The organism is Limnobacter sp. G6BE5S (assembly GCF_058448965.1).
Map to the genome: position 1 here is coordinate 366,195 of NZ_JBZFLM010000002.1, position 13,153 is coordinate 379,347.

The window sequence follows — 13,153 nt, forward strand, 5'->3', positions numbered from 1 at the left end:
TTGCTTAAACAATGCCCAGTTGTTTTTCGAGATAAGACTTTGCTTTTTCCAGCCAAATAGTGAGTGCCGCCAGCAGATCACTTTGACTGAACGAGCAACTTTCTCCGCCAAACATGGCGGTGCTCTCCAGGCGCTCCAGAATGCTTTCAAGTGCACCTTCAAACACTGCAGGTAAATCGCATAACAGGTCTTTCTCTTGTCGAAACGCAAAAATAAGTGCGGTGGTGTTTTCAAATTCATTATTTTCTAGTGAATCTGATAGCTTTTTGATCCGCAGCAAGGGATCTGCTGGTATGTTACTCATGAGTATTATTTAACCTGATTATTATTTCGGCCAGTGTACTCCAGCACAGGGGGCAGGGCCTAAAACCTGAGGAGAATTTGACATGGACAGCAAGCTTTCACTGGATAAAACCGCCACAGTGGCCTTGAATTACGATGCAGTGTTGGTCGATCTTGAGTCCATTGAACCTTTGATTTCAATTTTTCCGAAATTGGAAAGTCTGACCAAGCTTGGACCCAACACCTTTGAGTGGAAGCTCAAGCCAATTGGCGCCATGGGTGTGTCTCATGCTGTTCATTATGCAGCCACCTACGAAGTGGACAAGGCCAACGGGCGCCTGAGTTTCAAAGCCAAAGAAGGCATTGGCAATGCCAGTCTTTCCGGCGCTTTCCAGTTCAAACCGAATGGCAAGCAAGTGGACATCGAAATCGAGATTAATGGGCAATTGCGCGACATTAAAGTGCCTATGCTGCTGAAGGCTGCTACGCCAGGTTTTATCAAAACCATGTTCGATGGTTTGCTCGATCGTTTCATTGAAAAACTGGGGGAGAAGTATGGCAAGTAACAAGCCAGCCAATTACGACACCGGCAAAGCGATGCGAGCCAAAGTACTTGGCGCAGATTATGTGGCCAAGGCCGTGTCAAATCCAGATGATTTTGCGGCGCCCTTGCAGGACATTGTGACTGCTCATGCCTGGGGCACGGTGTGGCCTCGGGAAGGGCTTGAACCCAAAATTCGCAGTATCGCGACAGTGTCCATGTTGATCGCCCTGAATCGCCCCAATGAATTAAAGCTTCACATGCGCGGGGCAATCAACAATGGTGTGACTCCCAATGAGTTACGCGAATTGATAATTCACGCCAGTGTGTATTGCGGTTTCCCGGCGGCCATGGACAGCATGCGCCATGCAAAGGCCTTGCTCGAAGAGCTTGAAGCCGAGAAGTGATTTTTGTGCTTCTTAATAAAAAAACCGGCTGTGGGTGTGTGCCCAAGCCGGTTTTTTTTACATGTACAAGTTGCAAATTACTTTTCGACGAATGCGCGTTCGAACACGTAGTCACCAGGTTCGCCCACACCGGGTGAAACCACAAAACCTTTCGCATCCAGAATACCGCGAATGTCAGCCAGCATGCTGGGGCTTCCGCAGATCATGGCTCGATCAGTTTCGGGGTTCAGGGGCGGCAAGCCAACATCATTACACAGCTGACCATTTTCCATCAATGTTGTAATACGCCCCACATTCCGGAACTCTTCACGGGTAACCGTGGGGTAGTAAATCAATTTATCGCGCACCATGTCGCCGAAAAACTCGTTGTTGGGCAACTCTTCGGTAATGAATTCGCCGTAGGCCAGCTCATTCACATACCGCACGCCATGAACCAGAATGACTTTCTCAAAGCGCTCATACACGTCGGGATCTTTGATCAGGCTCATGAACGGAGCCAGGCCAGTACCTGTGCCAAACATGAACAGGTTTTTGCCAGGCTTCAAATCGTCGAGAATCAGTGTGCCTGTGGGCTTTTTCCCAACCAGAACCGAGTCGCCCACTTTCAAATGCTGTAGTCGCGAAGTCAGCTTGCCATCGGGCACCTTGATGCTGAAAAACTCGAGATGCTCCTCGTAGTTGGCACTGGCAATGCTGTAAGCGCGCAGCAGTGGCTTGCCTTCGACTTCCAGGCCGATCATCACAAAGTGGCCGTTGTGAAAGCGCAGCCCCGGGCTTCGAGTTGTTTTGAAGCTGAAAAGGGTATCGTTCCAGTGATGGACTTCTGTGACTTGTTCTTGAATCAGGTTTGACATGGTTGCGACTTTAATTCTCGTAAATTTTTCGAACGGCCCAATAATAACGCACTGCATCAAAAAACGCTGTAAGTCATTCTATTTTTTAGTTATTTGCTTATTTGGAGTTGCACCTCTAACCCATGCGAAAGAATACGGCTTCAATGGGGGTTATAAAGTGGAGTCGAAAGTACACCACAACAACATCCAATAAGGGCAACACCCATGACAGAGACAAACGAAAAGCAGCGGCAGACAAGTCAAATGGTTGTGCATTCAAGCGACGTGGCACTGGCTGTGACCAGCCATGGCGAGCCCCACAACCCCACCATTATTCTGGTGCATGGCTACCCCGATTCCAGCACCGTTTGGGATCCTGTTGTGGATATTCTGAAGCACCATTTTCATGTGGTGACCTACGATGTGCGTGGTTGTGGCAAATCAACTGAACCGGGCTGGATGTGGGATTATTCACTGAACAAGTTGTCTGAAGATTTGCAGGCTGTTATGCGGGCAGTGTGCCCGACGCAGCCCGTGCACCTGGTTGCTCACGACTGGGGCTCCATTCAAACCTGGGAAAGTGTGACTGACCATCGATTGAAGTCCCGAATCGCGAGCTACACCAGTATTTCCGGTCCGTGTCTTGACCACATCGGGATGTGGATGCGCAATAGCTTTACTGCCAACAATCGCAAAGCTTTGGGCAATGTCATGGGGCAGTTGATGCATTCCTGGTATGTGTATGCCTTTCAGTTGCCATTCCTGGCACCTACCGCCTGGAAACTGGGTTTGGACAAGGCCTGGCCGGGTATTGTGAAAAAAATGGAAGGCGTTGAACACGAAGCCAACCCGACACAGCGTAAAGATGGTGTGAATGGTATTAACCTGTACCGCGCCAACATGCTGCCACGCATCAGCAATCCACGTTTGCGCCAAACTGAGGTACCTGTGCAATTGTTGGTGCCCACCAATGACAAATTTGTAACCACAGCCTTGGTAGAGTCTTGTTATCCCTATGCCCACAATGTCTGGCGCAGGGATATCGATGCACAGCACTGGGTTGTGCAAAGTCATTCCGAGTGGGTGGCCAATTGTGTGTCTGAGTTTGTGGAATTTGCGGAAACCGGCCGAGAAAATCCGGGCTTGGCCAAAGCCCGGGTGCAGGTCTGATTCAGGCCTGTGAGCCCATAAAAAAACCCGGCATTGCCGGGTTTTTTGTTTCAACATGCGCAGGGTTTAAATAATACCCATCTTGATCATCGCCATCAGTTGGCCTTCACCCACAAGGCCACCCAAAATGGCACCTGTCATGATCAAAATCCATTCCTCCTGCTTGAACACAGGGCGCAGCAACCCTTCAAATTCAAGTGGTGTCATGGCCTGCATCTTTTTGCCCACCACGTTTTCAATGTCCAGTGAGGTTTGTACATAGGATTCAGCGTGCATGATCACATCGGCCAAGCGCGCCATCAACATTTCAGAGGTGTCTTGTTTCATGCGCTGGAAAGACTCTGCGCCCACGGCCATCACCACAAAAGGCTTCACGATACTGGCCTTGCTGTCCACCATCTCGCGCACACGTTCATCAACCATTTTCTGGACACGCTCCGAGAGTGGGCCCGCAACCATTTCACCAATGATTGTTTGAGGGGTCAAAATATCGCGTGCGATGATTTTCGCGTAATCAGCCGCTACTTTTTGCTGGCGTTTCAGGAACAGGCCTTGAATGGTGTACGAACCAAACGGAATCGGCTTTTTGGGTTCAAACAGAATATTCAGCGCGATCCAGTCGGAAATAAAGCCAACCAGGAAACCGAACACGGGCAAAATCCATGGCTCTTTCAGCAGTACCCAAAGCACCATTTGAACCACACCAATCATGAAGCCGAAGTACAAGCCGGATACACCGAAGAACTTGAATTCTTCACGACCCACTTCCTGGAAGATTCGGTTCAGAAGGTGTTTGTCTTTCATCAGGATACGAATGACCAAAGCCTTCAAGTCAATGATTTGATCAATATTGCCCTTGATGTCTTCCATCACACTGCTAATGACGCCGGGAACATCCTTCTTGACACGGTCAATCAGTTTTTTCTGCGCAAAGTTCGGCAGACTTTCCCAAAGTCGAGGCTGATGTTTGGACATTACCTCGCGAATGATGGTCTCGATGACCTCCATTGCAGGGCCTTCCAGCTCTTTGCCCAAACGCTCGGAATCCAGTTTGGAAACCACTTCATGGACTGATACCAATTTGGTGGTGATGGTGTCGACTGCAATGGATGCCATGCGCAGCGCATTGCGCGGCACAATGCCTTGCCACCCGAAGAATGGCGGGATGCCCACAAACTTCATGGGGTAGAACATCATTTTGACCGCGGCGATTTTGGTGACGTAACCAAGAATGGCGGCAACTACAGGGATTGAAAGGTAAAAGAGGTAGTTCTGCTGAATGTCAGCGTAAATAGTTGCCCAATCCATGAAAGGCGTCCCCTTAGAATCTTATTTTTTGTTGGTAAAGTATAAAGATATATAGTCGTCGATATATTTTTTGGACGGCTTTCTCTAATCTGTCTTGTCTCGTTCGCCAGTATAACGACCTATGGATGTCCTTCAGTGGATTGAAATTAGATCAATTATTTTAATAATTACTTCAGGATGATCGTTTTGGATTTTCCCTTCCTCGATTTGGGCCTGCCGGTCTGGGCGATTTTTTTGGCCATGGCAGCCACCGGGCTCTTTTTGGCCTGGTTTTTTCAGGCAGCCGCACTTTGGTTGATGTTCAATCCCAAAGAATTCAAAGGTTGGCGCATTCCGCTGTTCAGAACGCTTGGACTCCACCAGTTGGGTCTTGAAGGTTTGGGCTGGCAGGGGCTTGTGCCGCACCAGAAGTCGGTCATGGCTGAAATTGCTGTGCGCCTGATGACGCACAAACTGTTGCCTTTGGACGAAATGATCAAACGTATTCCCGCGCAGGGCATGTCTGATCGCCTGACTCCACCCATGCAAGAGACGGCCGACCTGGCTTGTCGCGAGGTGATGCTAAAGCACAAACCCACGTTGTGGGAAAGCCTGCCCAGCTTTTTGCAGAATTCCATTATTTTCAGAATTCGCGGCATCGTGCCTGAAGTGGCCAAGCAAATCATTCTGGATTTACAAAAGAAACCTGCCTATTACCTCAGCCTGAAAACACTGGTGCTGGACGTGGTCACCAGCAGGCCCTATTTGGTGGTTGATCTGTTTAAAAGCGCGGGCAAAGACCCCATGGCTTACCTGATCCGCTTCTCGCTGGTGGCCGGTTTGGTGGTTGGCCTTTTGCTGGCAGGAATTTCGCTGTTCAATATTCAATGGTATTGGCTGATCGTGGTGGGTATTGTGCTCGGTGCGCTGGCCAATGAGCTTGCGCTGGAGAGTCTTTTTTTTCATCCGGATCACGGCACCATTCGTTTGGGCAAATTCACTGGTTTCTTTTTTCGCGACCAAAAACACATCTCTGAATTGTTTGCGCAAACTGCAGCACGCGAGGTGTTGACCACAGAAAACATTGTGTTGTCACTTTGCCGGGGGCCCAATGCAAAAAATTTGTCATCGCTGATTGATTACCATGTGCAGCGTGTCATGGATTTGGAATCCAGTGGGATAAAACCTTTGCTGGTAACCATTTTGGGGGCAGAGCAGTGGGTTGCCATTAAGCGGGATGCCGCAAAAATATTTGCAAGCAAACTGGAAGCCCATTTGATGGCTGCCCGGGTTTATTTAAACGATGTCTTGAGAATTGAAGAAGTGATTGTTGAGAGGCTCTCGGGTTTGCCTGCCATGGAATTCGAGAAAGCCTTGCGACCGGTATTTTCCAGATACGAGTGGATGATGCCTTTGATCGGTGGGTTTTGGGGCGCCTTGTTGGCGGCAGTATTGGTGGTTCTGCTGTAAATAAACCTGGTTTTGAATCCGCCTCGACGTTGTCAGAGTATTACTTACAAATTCGACAACACTCACACTTAAAAATTTTGGAGGCGACATGTCCACACAGGTAATTGGTTCGGTCAATGAGTTGGAAGGCCCTGTCAGCATTATGCGTGATGGCGAGACCCGTTCATTGGCAGCTGGTGATTCGATCAAGGCTGGTGATGTGATTACGGCCAGCGATTCCGGGCGTGCATCCATCATGTTGTCCAACAGCTATGGCGAGCCAATTGGCAATTTGCTGGTGGCTCCCACCGGTAGCGTGATTGCCGATACCACATTAAAGAATGGACAAACTGCCCTTGTTTTTGAGGCGCTGTCTGACGATGGCGTAACCATTGCAAATCTGGATCCTGATTTTGCTGAACTTGTCGAATTGCAAGGTGTAAACCAAGCGGGTGCTGAAGGCGGCATGTTTGGTTTGTTCGGAGGCGGTTTGTTGGCCGGGGGCTCTTTGGGTGGCACCACCGCGGCAGTGGGCGCTGGCGCTGTAGGTCTTGGTTTGTTGGCTTCGTCCAGCGATGACGAAGGTTCAGGCCCGACCAATTCCACTGGTGGTGGAACTGTTGGTGATAGCGATGGCGACAACGGTGACGGTGGTACAGACGGTGGTACAGACGGCGGCACAGACGGTGGCGACGACACCGGTGGCACAACCGGCACGCCTTTGGATGCTGTAGTGGATCCGGTACTTGATGCATTGGCAGCCACGCCCCTGGCCGCTGTATCCGAGCCTTTGGCAGACGGCCTGGGAATGCTTGGCGATGCACTGGGTGGCTCAGGCGGCGGTGAAACAGACGGCCCCACTGGCACACCGTTGGATGCAGTACTTGGCCCATTGGCCGATGCAGCTGGTGGTTCAGGCGGCAGTGAAACAGACGGCCCCACAGGCACACCTTTGGATGCGGTACTTGGCCCATTGGCCGATGCAGCTGGTGGTGCAGGCGGCGGTGACAGTGGTGGTACAACCGGCACGCCTTTGGATGCTGCGCTCGACCCCTTGCTTGGCATGGCAGCAGATTCGCCCTTGGCACCGATTACCAGCATGCTGGACCCAGCCATCATTACCGATGCAATTGGTGGTGGTTTGCCAGTTTAATTAAAAGCTTTGCAGTGAATTCGCCTTTCTAGCGGGAGGCAAAACGTGACAGAATCGGGCAAGTCTAACTTGCCCGATTTTGTTTATGGATCTGATTGATGCCAAAGGCGTGCCAACTTGGGGGCGCTTGTCTAATTTGCCGGGTTGTATCAACTGGCAGCACTACGATGCACGCAATGCCATGGGCGCAAAACGAATGGCCTGGCAACGCCGTTTCCTGTTCAAGCACTTTGATTTCCATGGCGCGCTGGGTGATGGTTTCACCTTCGGGTGTGGCATGGTTCGCTTGGGTATGTTGAATTCAACTTTTGCATACCTGCACACTGCAACAGGCTTGCATCGGATCCAGTTCGATCTGCCTTTGGACTTTGGTTTTCAAAGTGATTACAAGCCGATTGGGCAAAGCAGCTGGACTCATCCGTTCAAGAAAAATCATCAAGTATTGGCTGTGCGCACGGAAACTTCTCGCGAACTGAATTTCAGGTTTGGCGATACCTTTCACGGCCATTTGTCGATTGATTGCAAGGAATCAGAAACCCTTGCCCTGAATACGCCCATTGCAAACACTGGCTTTGCCTATGCCCAGAAAAACAGTGGTGGGGCGATAACAGGCCATGTCCATTTGAATGGTGTTGACTACACACTCGATCCAGAAAAAGCCGGTTGTTATCACGATTGGACAGCGGGCTTTCTTCGGCGCGAAACGTTCTGGAACTGGGCCTGTGCCAGCGGGCGTGCGGCGCCTGGGCAGCCATTGCTTTCGCTGAATGTGGCGCGTGGTGTGAACGAAACCAGCGCGCACGAGAATGTGCTTTGGGTGAATGGGCAATTGAATAATTTGCCTTTGGTGCTTTTTGAGTATGACAGGGACGATGTTCACGCGCCTTGGCGTGTGTATTCACAGTGTGGCGCAGTCGATTTGCAATTTACGCCCAAAGGTAGCATTGACGACCATCGAAACCTGTTGGTGCTGGCCAGTCGGTTCAATCAGTGCTTTGGAGAATTCAATGGCACCGTTAGATTGAAAGAAACAGGTGCCACGTATTCATTGAATGGCTTGAGTGGATGGTGCGAGGACCATTACGCCAAATGGTAATTGCTTATACCTCGACCATTTCAAAATCGCTTTTTGCAACGCCGCAGTCTGGGCAAAGCCAGTCTGCTGGAACATCTGCCCACAGCGTGCCAGCAGGAATACCCTCCGAGGGCATGCCGGCGGCTTCGTCATAAATCAAGCCACACACGATACAAACATAAGTTTTCATTTCAGGATCTCCAGCAACATTTGAATTTTTTGTGTCGCAATGCTATCAAGATGTGCACAAAAAAAGTTGGTGTGACGCTCAAGTCATAGAAATTGACGATAGTGCCCAGAAAATTAATAGCTTTAGGGTAAACGACAATCATTAGAACGCTGGGCTTTCCATTGGGTGTAAGCCTGCTGTGTGAAAAACAGGCTAGACTCACGCCTATATATAGAAAGACCATACCAGACAAGATTCGAGGAGAGTGTGTATGTCAGTGAGTACCGACACCGTACGCGATGCATTGCGTAGTGTCATTGACCCCAATTTGAACAAAGACTTCATCAGCGCCAAACTGATCAAGAACATTCAAGTAGACGGTGGCGATGTCAGTTTTGAGTTGGAGTTGAGCTATCCCGGTAAAAGCCAGCTAGATGGTTTGCGCAAAGCGGCCATTGCTGCTGTGCGTGCCCAGGTTCCCGGCGTGGAAAACGTGAGCGTGAATGCGACCATTAAAATTCAAACCCACGCGGTACAGCGTGGCTTGAAGCCCATGCCCAATGTAAAAAACATCATTGCGGTGGCCTCGGGCAAGGGTGGCGTGGGCAAAAGCACCACGGCAGTCAACCTGGCCCTGGCACTGGTGGCCGAGGGTGCACGTGTTGGTATGCTGGACGCCGATATTTATGGCCCCTCACAACCAACCATGCTGGGTATTACCGGTCGCCCGCAGTCTGACGATGGTCAAATTATCGACCCCATGGAAGGTCATGGCGTTCAAGCCATGTCAATTGGTTTTCTGATTGATGAAGACACGCCAATGGTTTGGCGTGGGCCCATGGTAACAAGCGCGCTGGAGCAACTGCTCAAGCAAACCAACTGGAAAGACCTGGATTACCTCATCGTCGACATGCCCCCAGGTACCGGTGACATTCAATTGACCCTGTCGCAGAAAGTACCCGTGACCGGTGCAGTCATTGTGACCACTCCGCAAGACATTGCTTTGTTGGATGCCCGCAAAGGCCTGAAAATGTTCGAGAAAGTGGGTGTGCCCATTCTCGGATTGGTCGAAAACATGGCCATTCACGTGTGCACAAACTGCGGTCACCAAGAGCATATTTTTGGTGAAGGTGGCGGTCAGAAAATGGCCAAGGATTACAACATCCATTACCTGGGTGGTTTGCCGTTGGATATGCGAATTCGCATGCAAGCTGATTCGGGCAAACCCACGGTGGTGGCCGATCCCGATGGCGATTTGGCGAAAACTTACAAGGAAATTGCACGCAAAGTGGCTATTCGCATTGCAGAGCAATCCAAAGACATGTCCTTGAAGTTCCCGTCGATTGTGGTGCAAAACACTTAAGTTGTAATTGCCAAGGCGCCTTGGGGGCTGATGTGCCTAAAGACGAACTGACCTTTCAGAAAGTGGCCGGCCCCGCGCCAAAGGCGGGGTTGGCTGGTGTATGGTCGACCCCGCAAGTGGTTCTTGATGCGGGGGGCAATCTTGCTGTGTGGGCAGAGCAGGGCATTGCCCGGCAGCTTGCCGATAGCGCCCGGCAAATTCCCTGGCTTGTACTCCATGGTGGCCCCGGCGGAAGCCTTGGGGCTTCCCATGTGGCACCAATTCGATTTGCTGGTTTACCGTGGTTCGGTTTTGATCAGCGCAACAGCGGTTTAAGTGAAGATTTAGACCTCAGCGTGATTGATTTGCAGCGTTTTGTAGACGACGCGCTCGAAGTTGCTGATCGATTAAATATCCCGAAGTTTCATATTCTAGGTGGGTCTTGGGGTGGCACCCTGGCTTTGGCGATTGCTGCCTATCGCCCCGATCAAGTGGCCAGCGTGGTATTGCGCGCTCCGTTTTTACCCATGCGCCCGCGTGTCGATGCTTTTTTCGAGTCACTCGAGAGAATTGCACCAGACTATTTTGCTGAATATTTTGGCCCCGGTGCCCGAACCGACTTTGTTTGCGAGTGCTTTGAGGTGGCTACCCCTGAGCACCTTTTAGAGCTTTCGGTGGCCTGGAATAAACTTGAAACGGCTTTGCTTCTTGGCAGGTCTGGCGATTTTGACAACAAAAGGCCTTTTTTAAGCGATGTTCAAGAGCTTGCATTGGTGCGCAAATATCGCTTGCAAGCACACTTTTTGAGGCATAACTGCTTTTTGTCTCCCTCGGATCTCGATTCACTGTTGTCAAGTGTTGCGCAGGCCACATGGCCCTTGTCGATCATTCAAGGCATGAATGATCGGGTCTGTCCGCCGGGCGGTTCAAGACTTCTTTCGGAAATTGTTTTGCGCGCTACCTTGATAGAACTGCCCGATACAGGGCATCTCGCAGAATCCGGGAACATGGTTACGGCAATTTCGCAGGAAGTTTCGCGGCATCATTTGCTGGTCTGACGCAAGCCCTGCAAGGAACCTTCCGCGATTCAAGTCTACTCAATACATGTCCACCTAATTGAGTCGCTTCACTTCATGAATAAAAATCAAGCCCCTCGCTCCCCATCAGAGCGATCTGTTGCCCCTCGCATGGAATCCGGTTTTTCCGCCGAAGAGGCGAGTCTGCTGCACGAGGCAATTGGTCTGGCCGGTATGCGCTGGTTTGATGGCCTGGGCGTAATCATGGCCAAAAAGGAACAGTTTGAGTTGTCGTTTCGCCCAGGTGAGTCGCAAAACGCACGTTGGGTGGTTATGGCATTCCCCTTGTACAACATGAACGAGCCGAGTTCAGCCGAAATCTGTTTGCATTTTTTGGCAGAAGCACATGCCATGGTCCATGTGCTCGATTTTCAGTACCAAGTGGGTATTAACATGGACACCGAAAACCTCGAGTTTCTGATGCAATTGCCACTTCAAGGGGTAACTGGTGCTCAAATGGCCAATTTGATCCAGGTCTTTTTTGATGCATTGGCCAATTCTGTCATGCAGGAATTAACCGAGATTCTCGATGGAATGAATTAGTAATGTCTTGTCTCATGTAACATTTCGGCTATTGAACTTCATTAAAGCAAAGTGAGCATGAGCATTAAATCGGACAAGTGGATTCGCAGAATGGCTGAGAGCACAGGGATGATCGAACCCTTTGAGCCTGGCCAGGTTCGTTACGAGGATGACAAAAGAATCGTGTCTTATGGCACATCCAGCTACGGCTACGATATTCGCTGCGCAGACGAGTTCAAGATTTTTACCAATATCAACAGCACCATTGTCGATCCCAAAAACTTCGACGAGAAAAGCTTTGTGGATTTCAAAGGTGATGTCTGTATTATCCCGCCCAATTCCTTTGCATTGGCACGCACGGTTGAATACTTCCGCATTCCCCGCAATGTACTCACCATTTGTCTCGGAAAAAGTACCTACGCGCGTTGCGGCATTATCGTCAACGTCACCCCGTTCGAGCCTGAATGGGAGGGGTACGTCACACTCGAGTTTTCAAACACCACGCCATTGCCCGCCAAAATTTATGCGGGTGAAGGTTGTGCCCAGGTGCTGTTCTTTGAAAGTGACGAGGTGTGCGAAACGTCTTACCGGGACCGGGGTGGCAAGTATCAAGGTCAAGTCGGTGTGACCCTGCCAAAAACCTGATTGCCTAGCGGCCGTTGAATGTTCCCTCTCCAGTCATGGGTAAGCCGAACATTCAACTTGGCCAAAGTAAGCGCAAGCAAAGCCACTCCACAGGCAATTGCACCCACAGTGGAAATACCAATGATGAACGGCGACAAAGGCACCGACACAGCGGCGGCGCTACCCACTGACACGGTCATCCCCAGGCGGCATCCCAGTACCCCGCCAACTTTCTTGCTCAACAAATAATTGCCAATCGCTACTCCGATGTGTTTGTCATAGGAGACGAGCAATTTGTTGATGCCCTGAAACGTGCCGTAGGCCACATGCATCAGCGAACGGGTGACCGGACCGTATTGATGAAGATTTTGCCAAATATAGTTGCAGTTGCCTTTGCGTCTGGAGTGCATGTGTGGCGGAATTGAGCTTTTGTGTCTTGACATGTATTTAACCCAGCCATGAATCGCGCAACGATGCCGGTTTGTCGGTTCGCCGGCTCTTTCAAGTATTTTGTCGAGCAACAACTCTTTGGCGGCAATCAATTTTCTGGCAACGATCAGGTAAGCGCTTGAATCAAAATTGGATTTCATTCTGGCTTGCTCTAATTCAGAATCCGTTCTGCGTGCCCCCAACCCGGCTTTAATCATGCCCAGTGCGGCAATGCTGAAGATTGATGACATGGCATACAAGGATGCTCCGGCCACTTTGTGAACAGCCATGCCCCCTAAATTGAGCTGACCCGAGATCACTCGACCGACTGCAGAGGCAATGACCAATGCCATGTCAGACTTCTCGCCGGAAGAAATCAGGTTCCGGGTCAGCCGCTCGGCCAGGCCTGAAATATCTGCAAACCCCTCCGCCATTTCCTCGGTGTGCTTGGCCAGGTGGATCAATGCGCGAATACTTCGGCTTTTGTATTGCTCGGGGTATACCAAAGCCCTGTCAAACGAATGAATACGATTTGTTCCACCCAGAACTTCGGCGCGTACCTTGGCAATGCGTTCAAAGCCCATGTCGAAACTGTTGAGGTATTGGTCAAGACGTTTAGTGATGCTGCGCGCCGGTCGAAACGGTGCCTGTGGCTGCGTAAACTGGCTGGGCGAAGCCGTCAATGAACTGATCTGCATGAAGGGCAAGTAAGCAGGAAAGTTGTCTATTGAACCCGTGCCAGATGACATTTCCGTGAAGTCACTACATGGAGGGATAAATGCGCGACAATAGGG

The 13,153-nt window shown here is 50.5% G+C and carries 15 protein-coding genes; 10 read left to right on the forward strand and 5 right to left on the reverse strand.

Annotated elements, in window-relative coordinates:
- Positions 1-4: 4 nt before the first annotated feature.
- Complete coding sequence (locus tag ACVL1J_RS04855) at positions 5-304, reverse strand: hypothetical protein (protein ID WP_341236413.1); 300 nt, start codon at positions 302-304, stop codon at positions 5-7.
- 82 nt (positions 305-386) lie between these two features.
- Here ACVL1J_RS04855 and ACVL1J_RS04860 point away from each other — a divergent pair, with 82 nt between their 5' ends.
- Together ACVL1J_RS04860 and ACVL1J_RS04865 are read left to right on the forward strand one after the other, a co-directional pair.
- Positions 387-848, forward strand: coding sequence for an SRPBCC family protein (locus ACVL1J_RS04860; RefSeq protein WP_159570078.1), 462 nt, complete (start codon positions 387-389; stop codon positions 846-848).
- Positions 838-1,230: a carboxymuconolactone decarboxylase family protein gene (locus tag ACVL1J_RS04865; RefSeq protein WP_159570080.1), complete on the forward strand. Its 393-nt coding sequence runs from the start codon at positions 838-840 to the stop codon at positions 1,228-1,230. The genes ACVL1J_RS04860 and ACVL1J_RS04865 overlap by 11 nt, the downstream gene beginning before the upstream one ends.
- 77 nt (positions 1,231-1,307) lie before the next feature.
- Here ACVL1J_RS04865 and ACVL1J_RS04870 read toward each other — a convergent pair whose 3' ends face one another.
- Entirely contained in the window at positions 1,308-2,084 is a 777-nt protein-coding gene (locus ACVL1J_RS04870; protein ID WP_341236412.1) for a ferredoxin--NADP reductase, read from the reverse strand.
- 204 nt (positions 2,085-2,288) lie between these two features.
- On the opposite strand from ACVL1J_RS04870, the gene ACVL1J_RS04875 reads away from it, so the two are divergent.
- Positions 2,289-3,233 (forward strand): alpha/beta fold hydrolase, encoded by a 945-nt coding sequence (locus ACVL1J_RS04875; protein WP_341236411.1) that lies wholly within the window; start codon positions 2,289-2,291, stop codon positions 3,231-3,233.
- A 66-nt stretch (positions 3,234-3,299) separates the two neighbouring features.
- On the opposite strand, the gene ACVL1J_RS04880 is transcribed toward ACVL1J_RS04875, so the two are convergent.
- On the reverse strand, positions 3,300-4,541 hold the full coding sequence (locus ACVL1J_RS04880; RefSeq protein ID WP_341236410.1) for a DUF445 domain-containing protein: 1,242 nt from the start codon (positions 4,539-4,541) through the stop codon (positions 3,300-3,302).
- A 177-nt stretch (positions 4,542-4,718) separates the two neighbouring features.
- On the opposite strand from ACVL1J_RS04880, the gene ACVL1J_RS04885 reads away from it, so the two are divergent.
- From ACVL1J_RS04885 to ACVL1J_RS04895, 3 genes are all read left to right on the forward strand, one after another.
- The gene (locus ACVL1J_RS04885) at positions 4,719-5,990 is read left to right on the forward strand and encodes a DUF445 domain-containing protein (protein ID WP_491665152.1); all 1,272 of its coding nucleotides are present in this window, start codon (positions 4,719-4,721) and stop codon (positions 5,988-5,990) included.
- Between the two features lie 88 nt (positions 5,991-6,078).
- Positions 6,079-7,122 carry a hypothetical protein gene (locus tag ACVL1J_RS04890; RefSeq protein ID WP_341236408.1) on the forward strand — a complete coding sequence of 348 codons (1,044 nt, stop codon included), beginning with the start codon at positions 6,079-6,081 and terminating at the stop codon, positions 7,120-7,122.
- 85 nt (positions 7,123-7,207) lie between these two features.
- Entirely contained in the window at positions 7,208-8,218 is a 1,011-nt protein-coding gene (locus ACVL1J_RS04895; RefSeq protein WP_341236407.1) for a DUF2804 domain-containing protein, read from the forward strand.
- A gap of 4 nt (positions 8,219-8,222) precedes the next feature.
- On the opposite strand, the gene ACVL1J_RS04900 is transcribed toward ACVL1J_RS04895, so the two are convergent.
- On the reverse strand, positions 8,223-8,387 hold the full coding sequence (locus tag ACVL1J_RS04900; protein WP_040513190.1) for a rubredoxin: 165 nt from the start codon (positions 8,385-8,387) through the stop codon (positions 8,223-8,225).
- Positions 8,388-8,637: 250 nt separating this feature from the next.
- Between ACVL1J_RS04900 and apbC the strand changes: the two genes are divergently transcribed.
- The 4 genes from apbC to dcd all read left to right on the forward strand — a co-directional run bounded on the left by apbC (position 8,638) and on the right by dcd (position 11,951).
- Positions 8,638-9,729, forward strand: a complete 1,092-nt coding sequence (gene apbC / locus ACVL1J_RS04905; RefSeq protein ID WP_159570094.1) for an iron-sulfur cluster carrier protein ApbC — start codon at positions 8,638-8,640, stop codon at positions 9,727-9,729.
- A gap of 32 nt (positions 9,730-9,761) precedes the next feature.
- A complete protein-coding gene (locus ACVL1J_RS04910; protein ID WP_341236406.1) occupies positions 9,762-10,766 on the forward strand; it encodes an alpha/beta fold hydrolase in 1,005 nt (334 codons plus the stop codon).
- Positions 10,767-10,895: 129 nt separating this feature from the next.
- Positions 10,896-11,327, forward strand: a complete 432-nt coding sequence (locus ACVL1J_RS04915; RefSeq protein WP_159570097.1) for a hypothetical protein — start codon at positions 10,896-10,898, stop codon at positions 11,325-11,327.
- A 57-nt stretch (positions 11,328-11,384) separates the two neighbouring features.
- Positions 11,385-11,951, forward strand: a complete 567-nt coding sequence (dcd, locus tag ACVL1J_RS04920; RefSeq protein WP_159570099.1) for a dCTP deaminase — start codon at positions 11,385-11,387, stop codon at positions 11,949-11,951.
- Here the strand turns inward: dcd and ACVL1J_RS04925 are convergent.
- Positions 11,921-13,108, reverse strand: a complete 1,188-nt coding sequence (locus tag ACVL1J_RS04925; protein WP_341236405.1) for a hypothetical protein — start codon at positions 13,106-13,108, stop codon at positions 11,921-11,923. The two genes, dcd and ACVL1J_RS04925, sit on opposite strands and share 31 nt — an antisense overlap.
- Between the last annotated feature and the right edge of the window lie 45 nt (positions 13,109-13,153).

Excerpts from the sequence above, each read along its gene's own strand:
- ACVL1J_RS04855 (WP_341236413.1), bottom strand. The coding sequence starts at position 304 with ATGAGTAACATACCAGCAGATCCCTTGCTGCGGATCAAAAAGCTATCA.
- ACVL1J_RS04860 (WP_159570078.1), top strand. The coding sequence starts at position 387 with ATGGACAGCAAGCTTTCACTGGATAAAACCGCCACAGTGGCCTTGAAT.
- ACVL1J_RS04865 (WP_159570080.1), top strand. The coding sequence starts at position 838 with ATGGCAAGTAACAAGCCAGCCAATTACGACACCGGCAAAGCGATGCGA.
- ACVL1J_RS04870 (WP_341236412.1), bottom strand. The coding sequence starts at position 2,084 with ATGTCAAACCTGATTCAAGAACAAGTCACAGAAGTCCATCACTGGAAC.
- ACVL1J_RS04875 (WP_341236411.1), top strand. The coding sequence starts at position 2,289 with ATGACAGAGACAAACGAAAAGCAGCGGCAGACAAGTCAAATGGTTGTG.
- ACVL1J_RS04880 (WP_341236410.1), bottom strand. The coding sequence starts at position 4,541 with ATGGATTGGGCAACTATTTACGCTGACATTCAGCAGAACTACCTCTTT.
- ACVL1J_RS04885 (WP_491665152.1), top strand. The coding sequence starts at position 4,719 with ATGATCGTTTTGGATTTTCCCTTCCTCGATTTGGGCCTGCCGGTCTGG.
- ACVL1J_RS04890 (WP_341236408.1), top strand. The coding sequence starts at position 6,079 with ATGTCCACACAGGTAATTGGTTCGGTCAATGAGTTGGAAGGCCCTGTC.
- ACVL1J_RS04895 (WP_341236407.1), top strand. The coding sequence starts at position 7,208 with ATGGATCTGATTGATGCCAAAGGCGTGCCAACTTGGGGGCGCTTGTCT.
- ACVL1J_RS04900 (WP_040513190.1), bottom strand. The coding sequence starts at position 8,387 with ATGAAAACTTATGTTTGTATCGTGTGTGGCTTGATTTATGACGAAGCC.
- apbC (WP_159570094.1), top strand. The coding sequence starts at position 8,638 with ATGTCAGTGAGTACCGACACCGTACGCGATGCATTGCGTAGTGTCATT.
- ACVL1J_RS04915 (WP_159570097.1), top strand. The coding sequence starts at position 10,896 with ATGGAATCCGGTTTTTCCGCCGAAGAGGCGAGTCTGCTGCACGAGGCA.
- dcd (WP_159570099.1), top strand. The coding sequence starts at position 11,385 with ATGAGCATTAAATCGGACAAGTGGATTCGCAGAATGGCTGAGAGCACA.
- ACVL1J_RS04925 (WP_341236405.1), bottom strand. The coding sequence starts at position 13,108 with ATGTCATCTGGCACGGGTTCAATAGACAACTTTCCTGCTTACTTGCCC.